The organism is Staphylococcus sp. IVB6214 (genome assembly GCF_025558585.1).
Classification (GTDB): domain Bacteria; phylum Bacillota; class Bacilli; order Staphylococcales; family Staphylococcaceae; genus Staphylococcus.
In genome coordinates, this window is the sequence record NZ_CP094723.1 from 128,649 (window position 1) to 150,952 (window position 22,304).

At 36.4% G+C, this 22,304-nt stretch carries 21 protein-coding genes; 15 read left to right on the forward strand and 6 right to left on the reverse strand.

What is annotated here, in order from left to right; all coding sequences use genetic code 11:
• Positions 1-17 precede the first annotated feature (17 nt).
• Entirely contained in the window at positions 18-2,375 is a 2,358-nt protein-coding gene (locus MUA51_RS00645; protein WP_262559996.1) for an nSTAND3 domain-containing NTPase, read from the reverse strand.
• A 284-nt stretch (positions 2,376-2,659) separates the two neighbouring features.
• Here MUA51_RS00645 and MUA51_RS10835 point away from each other — a divergent pair, with 284 nt between their 5' ends.
• A complete protein-coding gene (locus tag MUA51_RS10835; protein ID WP_481906507.1) occupies positions 2,660-2,923 on the forward strand; it encodes an SdpI family protein in 264 nt (87 codons plus the stop codon).
• A gap of 77 nt (positions 2,924-3,000) precedes the next feature.
• Complete coding sequence (locus MUA51_RS00650) at positions 3,001-3,807, forward strand: hypothetical protein (protein ID WP_262559997.1); 807 nt, start codon at positions 3,001-3,003, stop codon at positions 3,805-3,807.
• 160 nt (positions 3,808-3,967) lie between these two features.
• Here the strand turns inward: MUA51_RS00650 and xylE are convergent, their stop codons facing one another.
• The 4 genes from xylE to MUA51_RS00670 form a co-directional block, all read right to left on the reverse strand.
• The gene (gene xylE / locus MUA51_RS00655; protein ID WP_262559998.1) at positions 3,968-5,356 is read right to left on the reverse strand and encodes a D-xylose transporter XylE; all 1,389 of its coding nucleotides are present in this window, start codon (positions 5,354-5,356) and stop codon (positions 3,968-3,970) included.
• A 17-nt stretch (positions 5,357-5,373) separates the two neighbouring features.
• Positions 5,374-6,864, reverse strand: coding sequence for a xylulokinase (xylB, locus tag MUA51_RS00660; RefSeq protein WP_262559999.1), 1,491 nt, complete (start codon positions 6,862-6,864; stop codon positions 5,374-5,376).
• A gap of 5 nt (positions 6,865-6,869) precedes the next feature.
• Positions 6,870-8,192: a xylose isomerase gene (xylA, locus tag MUA51_RS00665; protein ID WP_262560000.1), complete on the reverse strand. Its 1,323-nt coding sequence runs from the start codon at positions 8,190-8,192 to the stop codon at positions 6,870-6,872.
• A gap of 118 nt (positions 8,193-8,310) precedes the next feature.
• Entirely contained in the window at positions 8,311-9,456 is a 1,146-nt protein-coding gene (locus MUA51_RS00670) for an ROK family transcriptional regulator (protein WP_262560001.1), read from the reverse strand.
• A gap of 302 nt (positions 9,457-9,758) precedes the next feature.
• Here MUA51_RS00670 and MUA51_RS00675 point away from each other — a divergent pair, with 302 nt between their 5' ends.
• The 13 genes from MUA51_RS00675 to deoB all read left to right on the forward strand — a co-directional run bounded on the left by MUA51_RS00675 (position 9,759) and on the right by deoB (position 21,504).
• Entirely contained in the window at positions 9,759-10,982 is a 1,224-nt protein-coding gene (locus MUA51_RS00675) for a Fic family protein (RefSeq protein ID WP_262560002.1), read from the forward strand.
• A gap of 131 nt (positions 10,983-11,113) precedes the next feature.
• Entirely contained in the window at positions 11,114-11,311 is a 198-nt protein-coding gene (locus MUA51_RS00680) for a helix-turn-helix domain-containing protein (RefSeq protein WP_481906508.1), read from the forward strand.
• A 161-nt stretch (positions 11,312-11,472) separates the two neighbouring features.
• Positions 11,473-12,417, forward strand: coding sequence for a hypothetical protein (locus MUA51_RS00685; RefSeq protein WP_262560004.1), 945 nt, complete (start codon positions 11,473-11,475; stop codon positions 12,415-12,417).
• Positions 12,418-12,911: 494 nt separating this feature from the next.
• Positions 12,912-13,700 carry a membrane lipoprotein lipid attachment site-containing protein gene (locus tag MUA51_RS00690; protein WP_262560005.1) on the forward strand — a complete coding sequence of 263 codons (789 nt, stop codon included), beginning with the start codon at positions 12,912-12,914 and terminating at the stop codon, positions 13,698-13,700.
• A gap of 219 nt (positions 13,701-13,919) precedes the next feature.
• Positions 13,920-14,912: a hypothetical protein gene (locus MUA51_RS00695; RefSeq protein WP_262560006.1), complete on the forward strand. Its 993-nt coding sequence runs from the start codon at positions 13,920-13,922 to the stop codon at positions 14,910-14,912.
• Between the two features lie 39 nt (positions 14,913-14,951).
• Positions 14,952-15,191, forward strand: a complete 240-nt coding sequence (locus MUA51_RS00700; RefSeq protein WP_262560007.1) for a hypothetical protein — start codon at positions 14,952-14,954, stop codon at positions 15,189-15,191.
• A gap of 57 nt (positions 15,192-15,248) precedes the next feature.
• Positions 15,249-15,494 carry a hypothetical protein gene (locus tag MUA51_RS00705; RefSeq protein ID WP_262560008.1) on the forward strand — a complete coding sequence of 82 codons (246 nt, stop codon included), beginning with the start codon at positions 15,249-15,251 and terminating at the stop codon, positions 15,492-15,494.
• A 594-nt stretch (positions 15,495-16,088) separates the two neighbouring features.
• A complete protein-coding gene (locus MUA51_RS00710; RefSeq protein WP_262560009.1) occupies positions 16,089-16,271 on the forward strand; it encodes a hypothetical protein in 183 nt (60 codons plus the stop codon).
• A gap of 294 nt (positions 16,272-16,565) precedes the next feature.
• Positions 16,566-17,303: a GntR family transcriptional regulator gene (locus tag MUA51_RS00715; RefSeq protein ID WP_262560010.1), complete on the forward strand. Its 738-nt coding sequence runs from the start codon at positions 16,566-16,568 to the stop codon at positions 17,301-17,303.
• Positions 17,304-17,543: 240 nt separating this feature from the next.
• On the forward strand, positions 17,544-18,251 hold the full coding sequence (deoD, locus tag MUA51_RS00720; protein ID WP_262560011.1) for a purine-nucleoside phosphorylase: 708 nt from the start codon (positions 17,544-17,546) through the stop codon (positions 18,249-18,251).
• Positions 18,252-18,263: 12 nt separating this feature from the next.
• Positions 18,264-19,619, forward strand: a complete 1,356-nt coding sequence (locus tag MUA51_RS00725; RefSeq protein ID WP_095115041.1) for an MFS transporter — start codon at positions 18,264-18,266, stop codon at positions 19,617-19,619.
• Between the two features lie 13 nt (positions 19,620-19,632).
• The gene (deoC, locus tag MUA51_RS00730) at positions 19,633-20,295 is read left to right on the forward strand and encodes a deoxyribose-phosphate aldolase (RefSeq protein ID WP_262560012.1); all 663 of its coding nucleotides are present in this window, start codon (positions 19,633-19,635) and stop codon (positions 20,293-20,295) included.
• A 30-nt stretch (positions 20,296-20,325) separates the two neighbouring features.
• Positions 20,326-21,504 (forward strand): phosphopentomutase, encoded by a 1,179-nt coding sequence (gene deoB, locus MUA51_RS00735; RefSeq protein ID WP_262560013.1) that lies wholly within the window; start codon positions 20,326-20,328, stop codon positions 21,502-21,504.
• 44 nt (positions 21,505-21,548) lie between these two features.
• Here deoB and MUA51_RS00740 read toward each other — a convergent pair whose 3' ends face one another.
• Positions 21,549-22,283: an NAD-dependent protein deacylase gene (locus tag MUA51_RS00740; RefSeq protein WP_262560014.1), complete on the reverse strand. Its 735-nt coding sequence runs from the start codon at positions 22,281-22,283 to the stop codon at positions 21,549-21,551.
• Between the last annotated feature and the right edge of the window lie 21 nt (positions 22,284-22,304).

A 22,304-nucleotide genomic window follows, 5' to 3' on the forward strand; every position in this document is an offset into this window, starting at 1 on the left:
TTTATGTGAGTCCCATATTAAGGGTGCAGTGCCTTTTGATGTTCTGTAGGTTTATATTTATCCCATTTCTTTATTATTAAAGAATGTTTTTTTGAAGCTAATGATATTTTATATAATATTGCTTCTCTCCTTAAAGTTAAATTATTAGTATCATTAAGAAACAGATCGTAAATTATTTTTAAGTCTGCTTTAACAGTATTTTGATAGTCTTTATCGACTTTGTGTATTGGATAATCAAGGAGTAATCTGTCAATGAACAAATTAACATTTGCATATTCAAAGTTATAAATTACTGAAAGTAAATTAAATATACTCTCATGTAGTTTAATCAAATATTGTGAATCTACTAATTTATATCTTGTAAGAACCCCATGATTCCCATTTGTGGTGAGGGTTTCAGTCGAAGGTTTTAAAAATTCTTCACAAATATTAACCATCAGTAATCCACTAATTTCATCAATATAATTTTCTTCTAAAAATAGCTCTATAAGTGTAGATCTTTTGTGAAGATAATTTACAGAATTTAAATCTATATTAACATTATCTTTAATTGCTGAAAAAACTTCAAAAATCATTTTTTGATTTTTTTTGAGATATTTTAATAGCAATATAATGGATTTCTTATATTCATCGCTATCTAATAGGGATGAAAGTATTTGCACAATCTCATCATTAACTATGATATTTCTTTTTTTCTTTTCAAATTCTTTTTGATTGCATTCGAATACTTCTGCCCTTGAAGTTTTAATAGCATAGTTTGAATATTTAAGGGACTGTGTGGGAATTATTTTTCCATATTGTATTAAGAAATCAGTTTTGTATTTATCAGAAATGACATCACTATATACATATTTTATTTCTTCTTTTAGATAATTTTTCCATTCGTGCGTTACAGTAAAATTATTGACTATATTTAACGCGCTTATTATCTCATTTTGAAATTGTGGGTATAATGCTTTAAAAATTTCTCTGATTTTTATAGTTCTATTTGTAAAAATAAATCGTACTATTATGAAATCAGACAAGCTTTGATCACTGACTTTAGCTGCTTTATCAAAATAAATGTCACACAATTCTTTTTCGTGTAGTTGAAGTAATGATTGATGAAAAGTGATGAAATCAATGTCAAAAACCTTTAGCAAGCTTTCCAATCTTTCTCTTTGCGAGAGATTTATTTTATTACAAAAACTCAAAATAAATATACTAAATAACTCTTCATTTGATAATGAATTATCCTCTAAAACTTTACTATAATAAAAATCCATTATCATTTTCTTACTTGAAACAAAGTCCAAATCTTTATTTTTTAACATATTAGCTGCTAATACTGCTATTCTAGGATTATTGTTTGAAATATCTAAAATTTTTCTCAACTGGACTGTTAAGGGATTTACTATACTAATTATAAGTTCTTCTAAATTTTTATCACTCATTTTTTCTATATTCTGATGAAAAGAAGTATATTCCATAATATACTTCTTTATATCTGAGAAGGCATAATCTCTAACAGTCATTATTATTTTTAAATTTCTTTCAAATGGCTTTAATTGTAATATGTTTACAATAGGTTCCAAGTTACTGACAGTATTCGCATCATCTAATAGTAAATAATTTATTTTGCTTTCATTCAATGCATCTTTTATATCTTGGTAAACAGGTAATGAGTTACTTTTTACAGATATAACATTATTTTCAATTTCTAATTTTTTAAGTATTTCTATTGCCAATTTTGTTTTTCCTACACCTGGAATTCCAGATAATATTAATATTTGATTTTCATTTAATTTTTCAATCATTTTATAAACCAATTGATTTTTGTCGATATATTTAGTCGTCAGTTGTGCATTAGTCTTACTTTTGTCATGAAGTTCAATAAAACTTTTTAAATTCCATACTTGATCTGTAGATTTTTGAATACCAAGATGGTCTTTTACAATATCTTGGTAATTAAAATTTAATAAATCTTGTGACAAAGTATCTATTCCTATCAAAGTTAATTTAATAGCACCTGCATATTCTCTTAGAGACTTATCTTGATCAACATCAATATTTGAAGAAGTATGACAACAAATTATTTCTTCTATATACATGGGTCTGATTTTAGGTTTCATAATTGCATCTTTAATGTCCTTTAAAATTTTTGTTTTAGAATCTTTTCGTGTCCCGTACATAATTAGTGTATACTTATCAGTGTCTTGATTATGGTAGTATGCGTCTGGAATTCCTTTAGTAGTCTTGTCAGTCCTGTCCATAGAACCTAAAGACGTTATATTACTCAGACCTCTTTTTTTGAACAAGTAAGAATCACATAGCTTTTGAAATTTACCTCCTTCCAGTTGTTTGATTTCATGCTGGATACGATTTAGTTTAGACATTATTCACTCTCCAATCTTAGAGTAGACTCTGGTTGTTGAAATCATTATTTTAAAATATTTATTTGAATGACTGAAACTTAATTTTTAAAGTTGATTAAAAAAACTATCATAAAAATAAAGACCAAACGTTATACTATGAAACTTTCTATATTTATATTACTACTGATATCGACTTTTTACTACATTATGTTAACGATACAAAGGAGTTTACCAATGACTTTACTCATATGTAGTTTCATTAGTTTAATGATCACACGTCTATTCGTGGGTGCCCCCCAATACATATGAACTATTTTTCTGGATTTCGCTCTAAGAAGGAGATGAAGAGTCAAAAGAATTGGGAACGTGCACAAAAGCTTTATACAGAACTATTTGTAAAAGTCTGTCGTTATGCATTAATAGTCGCAGTTGTACCACTTATTATTGATATCGTATTATTAATTATGAAGAATGATACGGTGTTTATCAGATCTACTATTTCTCAGGTTATTGTCTTTTTAGTTCTTTTTATTGTGGTGTATTGGCGAGTAAATAGAAAGCTGGATTAATAATTATGATGGTTATTATAGTTTAGAAGAACTAAAGTGTAATAAGTGAATATTTACTGTAAGGTAGGGTGATAGTGATGCTTAATGAGATTTTGGAATATATAGAACCATTAGCTAGAGTGATTGGTGCGCCTATCTTAGTGGGTGTGTTTTTGTATTATTTTACTAAGTTCCATACTAGTGACAAAGATCTTATAATCAGAATGATATTAGCAAGCTTGGTTAGTCTATTTATTATATTAATACCCGCTATAATCTCAGTTTTTACAATTAGTACAGTAATAATGAAAAGTAGTGATAATGTTCAATCAATAATTGAGTTTATAGCATATATAATTATATTTGGTCTTATTTATATTTATATGACACATGTACAAATTTACTATTTATTGATTAATAAGTTCTATATTTATAAGTGCGAACAAAATCAAGAATACGCTCTTGTTTTAAAGGGATATAGTGAATTGCGTAAAGATAGAATTGAAGTGGCAAATAAAGATTATTTTAATAGAAAATTAAAGATTGAAGGATGTGACTACAAAGCAATTGAAAAGCTTTATGTGCGCCGAGACAAATTGTTGTACAATCAAGATGGTACTGCGCTTGACATTCAAATGCTAGAAAGAAAGCATCTCATCAGACCTTGGTTTAAATTAAATGGTTGGATTGTTTCTATTCTTAATGTCGTATTGCCATTATTACTAGTCATTTATACTATTTTCTATGATCATATCCCTAACGATATTTTAAAAATAATTGTTTTAGGGTTGATAGTAGTCTTTACAGTAGCGCTTCAAACACAGAAAGTGATTAAATTTCAAACAGCTAATAAACAGTTCAAAAAGTCATACTTAGATGATATTAATCAAAAAGAGCAGTCTTAACTATGCCTTTATTTCATTCAGCTCACCCGTTTTCAAAGGATTAACAATCATACACGGTCTTTTAATGCTGATATTTTTAGTACGACAAGTGTATCGAAAAGAGCTTCCAAATAAACATCCCCCAACGAACACTTCACGGTGTATCGCTGGGGGATTGTTGTTATTTTTGCCATACGTTTTCGAGTTCTTCGAGTGTTTTGCCTTTTGTTTCTGGAATGAATTTCCAGATGAAGAGGCCAGATAAGATACACATCAATGCGTAGAATCCGTATGTGAATGTACCGCTGAATGCCATCATAGATGGATATGTTGATGTGATTGTGAAGTTGGCAAGCCATTGTGCTGCAACGGCAATGGCCATGGCACCACTACGAATACGGTTCGGGAAGATTTCAGAGAGTAATACCCATGTAATCGGACCCCAACTCATCATGAATGACGCTGTGTAGATGACCATGAATAATAGTGTGATGATACCGAATGTTCCGTTGGCTGTAAGAACACTCATACCGATCATACCGATAGCCATACCTGTTGAACCGATGATAAGTAATGGTTTACGTCCAAATTTATCAACATACAAGATAGCGACAACGGTAAAGATAACGTTGACTAAGCCCATCACAACGGTTTGAACCATAGCTGCATTACCACCGGCACCGAGTTGTTCAAAGATACGCGGTGCGTAATACAATGCGACGTTAATACCAATGAATTGTTGAAAAATTGATAGGAAAATTCCAACAATCACTACCGTTTTACCAAAGCTGAAAAGTGGCGCTTTGATGTCTGTTTCTTTATTTTTTGTTGATACGATGTCGTTAAAGACTTTTTGTGCATGGTTTGCGGATGTATAGATTTTGTTCAGTACAGATAATGCTTCTTGTTCTTTGTTGATCAACGTTAAGTAACGTGGTGTTTCTGGCACGAAGAACAACAGGAAGAAGAAGACAGCAGCTGGAATGGCTTCTGTGGCGAACATATAACGCCATCCAATTGTTTGAATCCACTGTGCTGTTTCGCCATAAATAATGCCGTAGTTGACGAAGTATACCACAAGCATCCCGAAGATAATCGCGAATTGGTTGAATGATACGAGGCGTCCACGAATGCTGGAAGGTGAGATTTCACTGATATATACCGGTGAAATCGCAGATGCCAGTCCGACACCAATTCCGCCAATGACACGATAAATATTGAACATAATCAATAACGCAAGTGTCGGTTCGCCAGGTGTGAAGAATAGAAATTCTGGGTAGCCTGACAGTAATGCTGAAATGACGAAAAGAATCGCTGCAACTTGCAATGTACGTTTACGACCTAATCGGCTAGAAAGTGACGATGACAGGATCCCACCGATGACACATCCGATTAAGGCACTGGAAACGGTAAGGCCATGAATGAGGTCGTTATAGTCAGCTGTAATGTATTTTTGTAATGATTGCTCGGCACCTGAGATTACGGCTGTATCATAACCGAATAATAAACCGCCGAGCGTGGCAATTAAGGCAATGGTGAAAATGAACTTTTTATTATCATAGTTTCTCATTGAATGCATCCCCTCGTTTATTTGAATGACAGTAATTGTTGAGAAATGGCTTGTGTTTGTTGATAAACTGACTGATAGATTGGGAACAGTTTTTGATAAATCTGGTGCTGTTCTGTGTTCGGTTGAACGGTGTCTCGGTAACTGATCCATTGTTCACGAATGTCTTGGAAGTCGTCAAACCAACCTGCGCCCATCGCTGCAAGGATAGCGGCACCGTAAGCAGGGCCTTGTTCTTGTGTCAGCGTAATAATCTGTGCGTTAAAGATATCCGCTTGAATTTGACGCCAATCTGCGTTTTTCGCACCGCCACCGATTGAGACAATTTGTGTAATCGGTGTGCCGCTCTGACGAATGATGTTGACACTTTCATGAATCGAGAAGGTGATGCCTTCAATGACGGCACGTTTTAAGTCGTTATCTGTTGTTGTCGCATCAAGACCCATGAAGCTACTACGTATCGTCGTGTCGTTGTAAGGTGTACGTTCACCTAAAAGATACGGTGTGAACAATAAACCGTTCGCGCCCGCTTTCGTTTCTGTAAGACCTTTCAGAAATGCTTCAAAGTCTTCATCAGGGCGTAAAAGTTTTTTGAGCCAGCCCAAGCTGTAGCCTGCCGACAGTGTCACACCCATCATGTAGTTCTGATTAGGCACACAGTGATTAAAGTAGTGTACACTGCCGTCATTTTCAAACTTTGGATCGTTCTGGATAGATAGTGCGACACCAGATGTGCCAATGCTGACCATTTGTGTTTTGTCGTCTGTAATACCAGAACCGAGCGCACCGCATGCGTTGTCAGCACCGCCTTGATAAATGGCAACATCATGTGAAATGCCAAGTTGTTGCTTGATAGCGTCCGTCAACGAACCATTTTTACCATGTGACGGAATGATATCCGGTAAAATATCAGCACGAATGTCTAATTGTTGTAATAAAGGTGTTGACCATACGCCTTCTTTGACATTAAACAGTGACGTTCCTGATGCATCAGACGATTCACTGAAGACGTTGCCTGTGAGACGGTAGGCGATATAGTCTTTCGGTAACATGATCTTATGAATACGATTGTAATGATCTGGTTCATGACGACGTACCCACATCAACTTTGGTAAAGTGAAGCCTTCTAAGACCGTGTTTTGGGTTTCCTTTAAGAACGTCTCTAACCCAACTGTATCTAGTAACGTGTGAACTTCATCTGCTGTACGTGTATCGTTCCATAAAATAGCAGGGCGAATCACGTTGCCTTGATCATCAATCGTTACAAGACCATGCATTTGTCCGGAAAAGCTAATCCCAACGATATGCTGTGCATCGTCCTGTTTGAAAAAGTATGAGAGACTCTCGATCGTGGCTTGATACCATACTTCTGGATCCATTTCACTATATCCAGAATGTGGGTGGTCTGTATGATAAGAGACGCTGTATTGATCTACAACGTCTCCTTCCATATTGACTTTGAGACTTTTCAAGCCGCTCGTACCGATGTCCATGCCAATAACATAGTTCATATGGATCATCCTTCGTTGTTAATCGTTAAAATATATTGATTAATGCGTGACTTGATGACTTCTAAGCGATCAGATTCTAACTTGATATCGCCAAGTTCTAATGCATGTGCTTCTAACTCTGCAAATGATGTTGTATCATTCACAATTTTAGCCCCTAAGCCATCTTTGTATGATGCGTATTTATTGTCGACAATGTCTTCAAAGAAACGATCTTCAATCATTTTATGTGCCACACGTAAGCCAAGTGCAAAGGCATCCATACCAACAATGTGTGTTAAGACTAAGTCTTCTTGTGCGAATGATGTACGTCTTGGTTTGGCATCGAAGTTAAGACCACCCGGAGTCAAACCGCCGTTTTTCAAGATTTCATACATCGCAAGTGTTGTTTCATAAACATCTGATGGGAATTCATCTGTATCCCAACCGAGCAATGGATGACCTTGGTTGGCATCGACTGAACCTAACATGCCGTTGTCACGTGCATAGCGTAATTCGTGTTGGAAAGTATGTCCTGCAAGTGTTGCGTGGTTCGCTTCAATATTGAATTTGAAGACATCCTCCAAGCCGTATTTTTGTAAGAACGCATGTGCTGTCGCAACGTCAGTATCATATTGATGTGAAGTTGGCTCTTTTGGTTTTGGTTCGATTAAGAACTGACCTGTAAAGCCAATCTCATCTGCGTAAGCTTTTGCCATTTTGAAGAAACGTGCTAAGTTATCCAACTCTAACTTCATGTCTGTGTTGAGTAAGCTTTCGTAACCTTCACGACCGCCCCAGAATACAAAGTTTTCCGCATCTAACTTTTTCGCAATTTCTAATGATTTTTTAACTTTTGCGGCAGTATATGCGAAAACATCAGCATGTGATGAAGTGGCTGCACCGTGAACAAAGCGTTCATGTGTGAAGTTATTCGCTGTATTCCATAATAACTTCTTACCAGTAGCGTCCATTTTTTCTTTGATTAAGTCTGTGATGACGTCTAAGTTGGCATTTGTTTCAGCTAATGTTTTGCCTTCAGGTGCGATATCGACATCGTGGAAACAGAAGTATTCAATACCAGTTTTGTCCATAAATTCAAAAATAGCTTCTACACGTGCTTTCGCTTTATCCATTTCGTCTAAGTTGTCCCAGTCACGTTGTGCAGTACCTGTACCGAATGGGTCTGATAAGTCAGCAGTGAATGTATGCCAGTAAGCAACACTGAATCTAAGATGTTCCTTCATCGTTTTGTCGCCAATCTTTTCATCCGCATTGTAATATTTGAAGCTAAATGGGTTTGTTGAAGTGGGTCCTTCATAAGTTACTTTGTCTATATTGAAATATGTCATAGAGAAAACCTCCTACATGTTAGTTTGTTTAATAAATTAACTAACTAGAATATAGCACCTTTTTAAAATTTTGTAAACGTTTTCGTAAATAAAAAAACAACCCAAACTTTGGATTGTTTTATGATGAAAAATCAAGTTTGATGTTGTCGATGTCGAGAATACGTTGTGTAATCCCCAATGTACCACCAAAGAACGTTGCATATTGGACATTGGAAGTGAGGCGAATCATCGTTGCATCCTGAGAATAAGCGTGAAGCTTGTCTTGAATTTGAATTAAGATGTTTGGAATTTCGTTCATAATAGGGCAATTGATGAAAATATGTGCTGGGTTCAGTTGAATTGAAAAATTATGAATCAGTACAGTAATACGTTCAATAAACTTTTCGACTTCTTCACAAACAATCGGATGTTGATCTTTGTAATAGGTTGCGATCGTTTCAAGCGTTAGTAACTCATCTAGACGGTCGGAAAGATGTGATATCAACGCATCTTGAGAACAAATATTTTCAATTTTGTCATAGTGCGTTCCTGAGACACGTACAAGTGACTGTCCAATTTCCCCTGCACTACCATCGGCACCACGATACAGTTGATTGTTCAATATGAGACCCGCTCCAATCCCTTTGTGAATGCTGAGCGTTGCCAAACTTCCCGTACACGTATGATTGCGTAGTGCATGTTCATAGAGCGCAGCCAAGTTTGCTTCATTTTCAACAAGTACAGGCACTTCAGCATATTGTTCCAATCGGTCAGTGACTGAGATATTACCTAGTTCAAGGAATGGCAGCGTACGAATCGATTGGTCTTGGTTTACAATCCCGTGAATAGACACCGCAATCCCGAGCAAGCCATGTTGCGTGTCGCGTTGGTCGTGTGGATTGAGTGCTGTCTCTACAATCGACAAGGCATGTGCCATCGTCTTCTCTGGTAGGGGATATGAATGATAATCCATCATCTTGCCACTAAACGCATTGATCATCATATCCACAGAGTCGTACGTGAAATCTAGCGATACGGTATAGCCAAAATCTGGATTAATCTCCAGCAAAATGGTCTTTCTCCCGCCCTTTTTCGTACTCTCACCTTGTCCTGCTTCTCGAACGACGCCTTGTGTCTTTAAACCATTGACGACACCTGATATCGTCGCCTTATTCGTCTCCGTCAGCCGTGCAATTTCCGTCATCGAAATGGGTTTATGATTAAAGATTGCCTTCAACACCATCTGTTCATTGGCAGTAAAGGCTAAGTGTTGCATGTGTTTCATTGTGCGTACCCCTTTAATATGTTCTTACTGTTTAGACGTTCGGCAGGTAGATATAAATGTCTGCCATAAGTATAGCACTAAATAGTGTCACGTGTCGTGAAAGGGAGAAAAGAGATGGGGATGAGAAATCGTTGTTTAACTTACACGTAACTTTTTCTTGCATAGATCAGTTTATAGATAGTGGCTATACAATATTTTTAAATGACTTACAAAAAACTTCCGTATGATGAGAAATACATATATACTATTTGTAAACATAAACATCATATTCTTTAAATATGATAAATATAAGGGTGATTGTCATGTCTTATAAATCATTAAAAACGATTTTTCATATGTATGGGTTAGAGGGAGTAGAACAAGAATATAAGTCGAGAATTAATAGCTTTTCAACTTATTTAATAGATTTAGAAATTCATCCAATTCAGGATGAGAAGCAAAAAACTTCGATATCATATCCACTGTTCTTTACTATGACAAAGAAGCTGACTTCTCATTTAGAAACTGTACTATTGAATACTGAAAAAATTAAGACTTTATCTGCATTATTACCAGGCGTAGCGAATCATGCATACATGAAACATTTATTAATTAACGAATTACAAAGTACGAACGAAACTGAGAATATCAGAAGTACAAAACAAGAAATTGCGGCATCAATTAATAAGGTTAAATCCAGCCATAAACGATTTGATGGGTTGGTTAGCCAATACATGATGATGAACGATGGTGATGGAGAAATAAATGTGGTTTCAGATATTAGACGGCTCTTTGACAAATTAGTGTCAACTGAGATCAAAGAGAAAGATATGCCAGATGGTGTTATGTTTAGGACAACCCCTGTTGGTGTACATGATGGATCTAGAGATAGATGGGTACATAGAAATGTGGCGAGTGAACAAGAAATCATTGAGTACTTACAAGGGATGCTTACATTTATTAAATATGATGAGGCACCTCGACTATTTAAGATGATGGCAAGTCACTTTATCTTTGAATATATTCATCCATTTTATGACGGAAATGGTCGTGTTGGAAGATATATCTTAGCTAAACTCTTGCACGATACACTCGATCCATTCACAGCCCTCACTTTTTCATACACAGTCAATCGCAATAAATCAAAATATAACAAGGCATTTGAAAACACCTCTCACTTTTATAATAAAGGAGAGTTAACAACCTTTATCGAAGAAATGTTAGATTTACTGATTGAAGGACAACAACAAGTCCTAGAACGCTTCGAACACAATAACATGTTATTAGAAAAGTTAAGTAACGCATTAGAAAATATGACATCAGACAAATATGAATATGGCGTTCTATTTATATTATTACAAGACAAAATATTCGGAAGTCATTATTCGCGTATTCCATTGAAACAGATTGAAAACGTTACAGAGTTTTCTAGAAATAAAATTAATGATGTTATTCAAAAATATGAAGGTCAACTTGTACAATTAAAAAGAAATCCTGCCGTTTATGAATTAAGCGATCGCTTTATTGAGTCATTACTTACAACCTAACTTTTACTGTTTATCAATAAAAATTATTGTTTTTCGATAAAGCTAACTAAGGTGTTTAAAGGGGATTTCCTTGTACAAAAAATCTTTAGATATTAAAGAAGAACATGATTTAACGATTTAGAGGTGCAGTGATGATCAAAATTAAACTAGATGAAGTGTTAAAAGAACGCAATGTGTCACTGACCGAATTGTCACAAGCGGTGGATGTTACGATCGCAAACTTATCAATTTTAAAGACAGGGAAGGCTAAGGCTGTGTGCTTCAGTACATTGGAAGCTATTTGTAATTATTTAGAGTGCCAGCCCGGTGATATTATCGTAAATGAATAAAATTTTAATGTTACGCCATATATTCTCTTATTAGGGAATATGGCGTTTTTGTGTAACTAACATTCTATATATAAGTCATCAAAGGATATAGACCTTTAATGTCTAAAAAGCCTATGAGATAATATAGTTGTAATCAATATAAAAATAAGGGTGATATGACTGTGAATAAGATATTGGGTATTTTAACTACAACTGCCTTAGTTGCAACGTTGGCTGCATGTTCAAATGGGGACAATGGACAAGATAAACAAGAGAATCATTCAGGGAAACGTAATGAAAATCAAGCAAGTCAAAGTCAGTCAAATGACAATCATAGTGACAAAAATAGTCAAACTGATGGTAATACAAACAAATCGGCTCAGAAAAGCCAATCTGAAGAAGAAGCAATCCAAAACTTAACAGACGAAGAAAAAGTTGCGTTGGTTCTTTATGAAACGAGTGTAGATCCAACAATCATTACTGCTGATGAATTGGCAAGTGGTGAATATAAGTACCAACCTATGACTCACATGTCACTTGAGATGAGATCCGTAGAACAACTTACATTAACACCGAAAAATACTCAGACAATTCTTCCAGGTGCACCAAGCGATTTCAAGGTTTATGGGGTATCTCCAGTAAGAATTAATGCTGTCCCATTTATTGTGGTAACTAACGATCAAGTAATAGTTTTTGCGACGCAATCACCAGTAACATATGACTACGTTATGAATCAGGAATATACGATGGTATTTGATGTCAAAGATTTATATAGTAAACACAGTAATCAGGACTATAAGGGGTTAGCAAGTAAAATTGTAGTTGGCCCTGCACCAGCAGTAGATCAAGGATCATCGACTTCTTCATCAGACTCGAGTGATTCAGACGAAAACGAATCAAGTTCATCAAGTACAACAGTGACACGTGCAAATGTCATTGATTTAGTAGAAGAATATGAAGGCCATCAATTAGATAAAGACACATACACTTATAAAGAACCTGAACAATTGGACGATGGTAGTTGGGGATTCTCATTCCTTGATAAGTCAGGGAATCTAGCGGGATCATATATTGTGAGTGAAGATGGCACCGTAACAAAATATGATGAAAAAGGCATTGAAGAGTAAATAAAATTTTAATAACAAAAACGAAAAGTGTGAACGAGATACGGCGATATCTTGCTCACACTTTTTGTATTATTTTTTGATATTTTTACGACCATGAAGCCATTCTTGAATGAGAAAAATTTCACCTAAAATTAAGAATAGGAAGAATGATAGGAAACTAGGAAAGTGGTGTATCACATATAAATAGATCATTGCTATGACGTATAGTACTGGAAGGATAGCTCCCCATATGATTGATCTACGACTTGCCATAAAATATTGAAGTGCCAGAATACATATAATGATGAGAATGGTGATATATGAAGGCATCAACATGTCCTCCTTTTGTTTTATCGTTAAATCTACAAAGCAAGTGTAACATTCTTAACAAAAAAAGTTCCGCACTTTTATATATGAAATATTAAATTAGTACTTTAGTTATTTAATTTTATATGAGAGAATATAAGCAACATAAGATTTAGTCGAATCATTATATGAAATGGAGAGATAAGCACATGAAAAAAATTTTGCTTGGTGGAATTACTGCAATGTTTCTATTAACCGGATGTTCAAATGAAACAAACTCAAAAGAATTGAAAATGGGAGAAGTTTTTAATAGTGGTAAAGAACACATTAGTTACATTACAACGTATGACCCGAAAGAATCTAAAGGAGATGCACCAGTAGAATTTGTGATTGTCTCTAAAAAAGGTGAAACAAAGTTATATAATGTGTATGAAGGTGAGTATGCGTTAGGTGATTTTGCAAAAATGAAAGATAGAAAAATTGAAGATAAAGCATTAGAAGCTGACAAAAAGGCGTTTAATACCCAGAAGCGAGAAGTGATAAGTTCTATAAAAGATCAAATGGAAAGCACAGAAGATGAATTACATGAACTACATAAGGATGCAGGTGATCCTTTGGTTGAATATGAAATTGAAGAAACTGATGCGGAATATGATGAATTAAATCAAGCGCTTATTAAAACTCAGAGAACGCACTATGAAGACCCTGAATTTAAAAAAATGAAATTAGTATTGTATACAGGTTTTGCAGGTGATTCTGAAGATGAGACAGGGGAAGAAATGTTTGTATTTAAAAAATCAAATATTTTTTCAGACTCTGAAGAGAAGGAACATGATTTAACATTAATAGGTTCTATTGATCCAGTTGATGTTCATGAAAAGAGATACGCAGGACTTTATAGTAATCGTGGAAGATATATCGTGACTGAAGTAGGAGACAAGGTTGAAAAGTCTATTTTGGACTCTAAAGATGATGAATATGTTGACAAAGTAGAATAATACACAAAATGTACGTTAAATTGAATATAATGTGATAAACGAGCACTACAATGGTAGAAATAAAAATATCATTGTAGTGTTTTTTAAGTGAGATTATAAAATGATTTCCTTGAAATTAATATAGTAAATCATTGAAATAGTACTTTAATAATAGATTTATTTGTGAGATAATAGTTTGAACATAATCATAAAGATTTAAAGGATAAGGGTGATAGAGCTATGAAAAAAGTACTAGGCATTTTCACGACAACAGTATTAGCGATAGCATTAGTAGCTTGTTCAAATGGAAATCATGAACAAGATAATCAAGAAAAAGACAAGAGCAATAAGAAAGAAACAGTTCAAAATAAATCAAATGAACAAACGAAAAAAGAAGAGAATCAATCATCCAATCAATCATCTGAAAAACAAATATCGGCAGATGAAGCGGTTGAAAAGTTAACGGATGAAGAAAAAGTTGCCCTCGCATTATATGAACTTTCTCTTGGCGAAGTAGGTATCATACAAGGTGAAGTGAGTATTTCAAAGGATGAATTGATGAGTGGTCAATATACACAGAAACGATATGGTCCACCGGGAACTTCAGACAGAGTTTTGCCAGTATCTCAACTCATATTGACACCCGAAACAGTAGCGACAATTCCAGGTGCACCAAGTGATTTGAAACTGTATAAACCATATCCTCAAAAGTCGAGCGGGTCGACTGGCTATGTTGCAATCTCGAATGATCAAATTATGATATATGCGACGCAACATGCGCCAAGATATCAAGACCTTTTAGATCAGACAAGTAGTGATGCAGCCAATGTATACAATATAAAAGATTTATATAACAAGCACAGTGATCAAGACTATAAGGAACTTGCAAGTAAGATTGCATTTGGTCCAGAGCCACCACAAGCCAAAAGACAATTTAGCGATGAACCGACACAATCGTCAACTACGAGTGATTCAGAAGAAAGCAGCTCAAATACGGACACGTCAAGCTCATCAGATACAACAGTGACACGTGAGAATGTAATTGACATAGTGGAAGAATACGAAGGGCATGCACTAGATACAGAGAAATACACATATAGAGAACCAGAACAGATGGATGATGGTAACTGGGGCTTTTCATTTCTAAATAAAGCAGGAAATCTAGCAGGTTCATATATTGTGAGTAAAGATGGCACCGTAACAAAATATGATGAAAAAGGTATTGAAGAATAGAGATATCCTAAAACCAATTCAATTAAGGAGAACATGATTATGGCATTAAGAGAAACAGGAAGAATATTAGTCGAGTATGAAGAAGTAAATGATGGTGAAGGGTGTTTATTTTGGATAGGCGCTATCATTATAGCTGGTATGGTTCTATTTGCAATTTTGAAGACTTTATTTGAATTTTTTGTCATAGTGATGCTTCCGATTATTTTGTTCATCGTTGCAGGAATTGCAGTGACATATTTGGTGAAGAGACTGGTTGAATATATTAAAAGTCGTAATTGACGCGCATCAATGCGATATTGTTTTGAAAGTATATAGTGAATCAAGGAGAGTGTATTCATGGGTTATAAACCAACGGGGAAAATTTACAAAGAATATGAAAGTGTATCATCTGGTGATGGGGGCGCAATTCTTGCGGGATGTGGTTGCTTCGTTGCAATTATTCTTTTCATAATTGTTTTTGGATTTATTCAGATGGCGATTGTCAAATTTGTTTTTGACATACTTCCTACCATTTTGTTATTCCTTGTACCATGTGTCTTTATATATTTGGTGATTAAGTTTATTAAATATCTTAAATCTTAGTCTTCCTTCTTAAAGGAAAAGTGTGACTTTGATATAGAAAATCTTTAATTATTTGTCTTTGTCAAATTTCACAACGACAATGTCTTTTATGAATCAGTAAAAATAAAATTCTAACTGAATACTTTATATACGTTTAAGATAACAACATGTTGAAAAAAGGGGGGATTATTCATGTCAGTAAGATTGAAAAAATTAGTTAATAGTAAAGGGAGAAAAAGAATGCGCTATTCAAGATTTGATAAAGATGATTTATTTGGGAGTTTTATAATTTTTATAATTTTGGGTGTTCCATTGATAGGGTTTACGTTTGCTTTCGTGCCATTCATGATGATGCTCACATCTTCAAGATTACATGAACTACTCCCTGAGTCACTACATATACCAGGGTCAATCATATTGCTCATTATGGAAGTTGTGATATATCTATACTTTGTCATTAAAGGGCTTAAGTTTCTACTTAATATGTTTAGATCTCCTTATTAGAGACAGTACATATTATAATGTGCAGAAAGTTACAAGACATTACAATCTCTCGTGTTATGAGAAATGTATGACGATCTCCCTTTTGTTATACTAATGAAAAAGGGTGAGGCTATGGAACGATTTATGTATATGTTAAAAATTGGAATCATTGCGATGCTTGTTCAATGTACGATGCGGTATATCGTGCCATCGTCAGTTGTCCATGAACACATCTTTATCTTTTCCTTAGTATACGGACTATTAGTTGGTGCACTTATTATATTTTTATTAGGGAAACCACCTAAAAAATCATAAACAACAGCCGTACAGAAGTGAGAAAACACTTTTTTGTACGGCTTTTATCATTCATAATTGCCACAATAACTTAGAGATATAGAGATCATACAGCTCCCAATTTTTAATTTCGATATACCTTTTGAGGGTTGGACCTTGTTAAAGTGTATATTAAGATTGTAGGTCAGACTACCGTCACACTTCCGTCACTCAGAGGGAAGTCTTGACTTTGACTGTCTCAATATTGCCATTATGTTGTGAATGAAATTGGTGTATGATGAAGATATAAGCATGAAGATACTGGGGGTTATTTTGGTGACGCAAGCACAGCCAAAATTTTTAACAATTTATAATACACTTTATGAAGAAATACAAATGGGTAAATTTCCAGGTGGTGAATCATTGCCGACGGAGAAGGTACTGTGTGAACGCTTTGGTGTGAGTCGCATGACGTTGCGTCAGGCGATTAAGTTATTGACGGAAGATGGTGTTGTTGAGAGTATTCGTGGGAAAGGACATTTTGTCGTGTCACAACATCGGGATCACAGTACGTCCAGCATGGCGCACTTGGCGCATCCGCTCCAACAAATGGCGCGTGAAGAGATGACGTTAGAAGCGATTCACTACCGTGTGGACTTAGAAAGTGAATATACGAATCATCTGTTTCCCGACCACCCTTCAGCGGTTGTGGCGATGGAGCGTTATTATGTACGAGAAGGCAATTCAACGCAACAAGCAGATGCGATGTGTTTCACGTTCATCCCCATTAATGTGATTGATCTGTATGAAGTATCAACACAGAATGAATTGTCAGTACGTCAGTTTGTGGAGCAACAGGTATATCAATATGCGGCGCAATCTGATTTGAAGTTTTCAATGACGCAAAAACCACACTTTGCACATGACACGCATTCGTTTGATGGTGGTGACCACTGCTGGCTTATTATAGAGACATTGTACAATGGACACGAGAGTCCTGTAATGATTAATAAGTGGTATGTGCCAAATACTCAAGCCGATATTAATGTCACACGAATGAAAGAAACGACATAGACAAATTCATATAGAAAAGTGAAGTTGTCTAAAATAATGATGAGTTGTCTAATAGAAAACAAATGAAAGTCATACGATGAGATATGTTTGAAACATATGTCCTTGTATGGCTTTTTTACTATTTTGATGCTGTTCGTTAATTTGTCACAAATTACATCTTGAAAGCGCTATCTACAAGATGTAAGATATAAGTGGTTAGACAAATAGACAAATTACTATACAAGTTGGAGGTTGTTATTTATGAAAGCTACACCACATATTAAGCCAATGAATGGCGTTGAAATTGCAGAGACAGTTTTATTACCAGGTGATCCATTACGTGCGAAGTTCATTGCGGAGACGTATTTAGAAGATGTACAACAGTTCAATGGTGTACGTAACATGTTCGGTTACACAGGAACATATAAAGGACAAAAAGTATCTGTTATGGGTTCAGGTATGGGGATTCCGTCAATCGGTATTTATTCATATGAATTGATTCACACATTTGGATGTAAGAAGTTAATCCGTGTCGGTTCATGTGGCGCAATGCAAGAAGATATCGACTTATACGATGTCATCATTGCACAAGGGGCATCTACTGATTCAGACTATGTGAAGCAATACAACTTACCAGGACACTACGCACCTATTGCATCATACAACTTACTAGAGGGAGCGGTAAGCAAAGCGCGTGAAAAAGGAGTTAACTATCACGTAGGTAACATCTTATCAAGTGACATTTTCTACAATGCTGATGAGACAGCGAACGAGCGTTGGCAACGTATGGGTATCTTAGGCGTTGAGATGGAATCTGCAGCATTATACATGAATGCAACATATGCAGGTGTTGAAGCGTTAGGTGTGTTCACAGTGAGTGACCATATCATTCATAACAAAGCAACAACACCAGAAGAAAGAGAACGTGCGTTTACGGATATGATTGAAATCGCACTGTCTCTCATTTAAGGAGTGGGGACGATGACAACAGCATCATATGACAAAATTAAAAAAGCTGTACCAATTTTACTCTTTCTATTCGTATTTAGTTTAGTTATTGATAATTCATTCAAATTAATCTCAGTGGCAATTGCCAATGATTTAAATATTTCTGTAACAACAGTAAGCTGGCAAGCAACTCTTGCAGGTCTTGTGATTGGTATCGGAGCAGTGGTGTACTCATCACTGTCTGATGCGATCAGTATTCGTACATTGTTTATTTATGGCGTATTTTTAATCATTATTGGTTCTATTATTGGTTATATTTTCCAAAGCAACTTCCCACTGTTATTAGCAGGACGTATTATTCAAACAGCAGGACTTGCAGCGGCAGAAACGTTATATGTTATTTATGTAGCGAAGTACTTGTCTAAAGAAGACCAGAAGACATATCTTGGTTTGAGTACAAGTAGTTATTCATTATCACTTGTTATCGGAACGTTATCAGGTGGCTTTATTTCAACGTATCTGCACTGGACAAATATGTTCTTAATCGCGTTGATCGTTGTGTTTACGTTACCGTTCTTATTCAAACTGTTACCAAAAGAAGAGTCAGAGAACAAAGCGCATCTTGACTTCATTGGTTTAGTCTTAGTGTCTACAATTGCAACAACAGTGATGTTATTTATCACGAACTTTAACTGGTGGTACTTAGCAGCTGCATTGGTTGTCATCGCGATCTTCGCACTATATATCAAAAATGCGAAACACCCATTGGTTGATAAGAAATTCTTCCAAAACAAACGTTACGCATCATTCTTATTTATTGTATTTGTAATGTATATGATACAACTTGGCTATATTTTCACGTTCCCATTCATTATGGAACAGATTTACCACTTTGAGTTAGATACAACATCATTATTGCTGATTCCAGGATACTTAGTGGCTGTAGTTGTCGGTGCATTGAGTGGTAAAATTGCGAACTTCTTAAATTCAAAACAAGCCATTATTACGGCGATTGCATTAATTGCCTTGAGCTTATTCTTACCAGCATTCGCAGTTGGACAACATGTGTCAATTTTTGTTATCTCAATGATCTTCTTCGCAGGTAGCTTTGCGTTAATGTATGCACCGTTACTAAACGAAGCCATTCGTACGATCGACGTGAACATGACAGGTGTAGCGATTGGGTTCTACAACTTAATCATCAACGTTGCAGTATCAGTTGGTATTGCGATTGCGGCAGCTTTAATCGATCTCAAAGCACTTAATTTCCCGGGTAATACAGCGCTCACATCACACTTTGGTATCATCTTAGCCATCTTAGGCGTGATGAGTATTGTTGGACTTGTATTATTTATTATCTTAAACCGTTGGACAAAAACAGAAGCGTAAAAGGAGTTATAACATGAACTACGAAAAATATATTGATCACACATTATTAAAACCAGAATCAACACGTCAACAAATTGATAAAATTATTGAAGAAGCGAAGGAATATCACTTCAAATCAGTATGTGTCAACCCAACACATGTGGTATATGCAGCAGAGAAATTAGCAGATTCAGATGTACTCGTATGTACAGTCATCGGGTTCCCATTGGGTGCTTCAACATCTGAAGTGAAAGCATGTGAAACGAAAGATGCTATTTCAAAAGGTGCAGATGAAATTGACATGGTGATCAACATCGGCGCATTGAAAGATGGACGTTACGATGATGTAAAAGCAGATATCGCCGCAGTGGTAGAAGCATCTGGCGATAAAACAGTGAAAGTGATTATCGAAACAGTGTTATTAACAGACGAAGAAAAAGTAAAAGCATGTGAATTATCTAAAGCAGCAGGCGCAGACTTCGTGAAGACATCAACAGGTTTCGCAGGCAGTGGCGCAACACCGGAAGATGTGAAGTTGATGAAAGACACAGTCGGTGATGCTCTTGAAGTGAAAGCCTCAGGTGGTGTGCGTAACTTGGCAGACTTCCAAGCGATGTTAGAAGCAGGCGCAACACGTGTAGGCGCAAGTGCAGGCGTACAAATTATGCAAGGATTAGAAGCAGACACGGATTACTAAGAGAGACAAATCATACGAGGAGTGATTGTGATGACAGCACCATTTCAACGTGTTCATTTGATCGTGATGGACTCAGTCGGCATCGGGGAAGCACCTGATGCGAAGGCATTCAACGATGAAGGATCACATACGTTAAAACATACATTAGAAGGCTTCGACCAAAAGCTACCGAACTTGGAACGTCTTGGACTCGGTAATATCGATGACTTACCCGTCATCGGTCGTGTAGACGAGACAGCGGCGTACTATACGAAGATGAGTGAAGCATCTGTTGGGAAAGATACGATGACAGGTCACTGGGAAATCATGGGCTTAAACATTAACGAGCCTTTCAAAGTGTACCCGAACGGCTTCCCAGACGAACTCGTTACGGAAATTGAACGTCTCACTGGACGTAAAGTCGTGGCGAACCGTCCAGCGTCAGGCACACAAATCATCGATGAGTGGGGTGCCCACCAGATGGAGACAGGCGACTTGATCGTCTACACATCTGCGGATCCTGTGCTACAAATCGCGGCACACGAAGATATCATCCCGCTCGAAGAACTGTATGATATCTGCGAGAAAGTCCGCGAGTTAACGAAAGATCCGAAGTACTTGATTGGACGTATTATTGCCCGTCCGTATGTCGGTGAACCGGGCAACTTCACACGTACGAGTAACCGTCACGACTATGCGTTGAAACCGTTCGGTCGTACGGTGATGAATACATTGAAGGATACCGATCATGATGTCATTGCGATTGGTAAGATCAATGACATCTATGACGGTGAAGGTGTGACGGAAGCGATTCGTACGAAGAGTAACATGGACGGTATGGATCAGCTGATGAACGTTGTGAAGAAGGATTTCAAAGGCTTGAGTTTCTTGAACTTGGTAGACTTTGATGCGCTCTACGGTCACCGTAGAGACAAGCCAGGCTATGCGCAAGCGTTGAAGGATTTCGACGAACGTTTGCCTGAACTGATGGACAACATGCGTGAAGACGACTTGTTGATCATTACCGCTGACCATGGTAATGACCCGACAGCGGAGGGTACAGACCATACACGTGAATATATTCCGGTATTGTTTTACAGTCCGAAGTTTAAAGGTGGCGCAGCGCTTGAAGGCGACACAACGTTCAGTTCAATCGGCGCGACGATTGCTGATAACTTCGGTGTTGAATTACCAGAATTTGGACGCAGTTATTTAGCTGAATTGAAATAATATAAGAAAGCCTCTATCACGCTAATGATAGAGGTTTTTTGCGTTTATTGATAGTTTTGTAGTTGTTTGATGACAGAGACCATATCATCGTGAATGACGAGTTGTGCGTCGCGATCGAAAGGTGTTGGATCTCGGTTGATGATGACGAGATTCTGACCAGTAAAGTTTGAGATGATACCAGAAGCTGGCTGTACAAGCAGTGAAGAACCTAACACGATGAGTGTGTCAGCTTTTTGTAACTTGTTCAATGCACTGAAAATGGTTTGTTCGTTCAGCATCTCACCATATAGAACAATGTCCGGACGAATAGGGCCATTGGACTCTGGACAACGCAGTAAATGCTGATTGATAACTTCAGACTTTGTATACGAATGATTATCTTGTATACAGTAGAAACGGTTCAATGTCCCATGCAGTTCATCGACCTTTTGACTACCTGCATCTGAGTGTAAACCATCGATATTTTGCGTAATAACGCCAAGTGAGCGTCCTGTTGCTTCAAGGTGTGCCATCCATTCGTGTACAGGATTTGGTTTTTTGTCCGCAAAGAGTAAGTATTGATGACAAAATTCCATAAAACCAACAGGATCTGCCTTTAAATAATCATGGCTCAACAAATACTCCGGTGATGCCCCTTTTTGTTCAATTGCATCATACAAACCACCTGCTGATCGAAAGTCAGGAATGCCACTTGCGACAGAGACGCCAGCTCCTGTAAAGAATACAATCCGTTCAGAAGCGTCTACAATTTCTTTTAGCTGTCTGATTATATTATCCATTTCTATCACTCCATTTTAGTG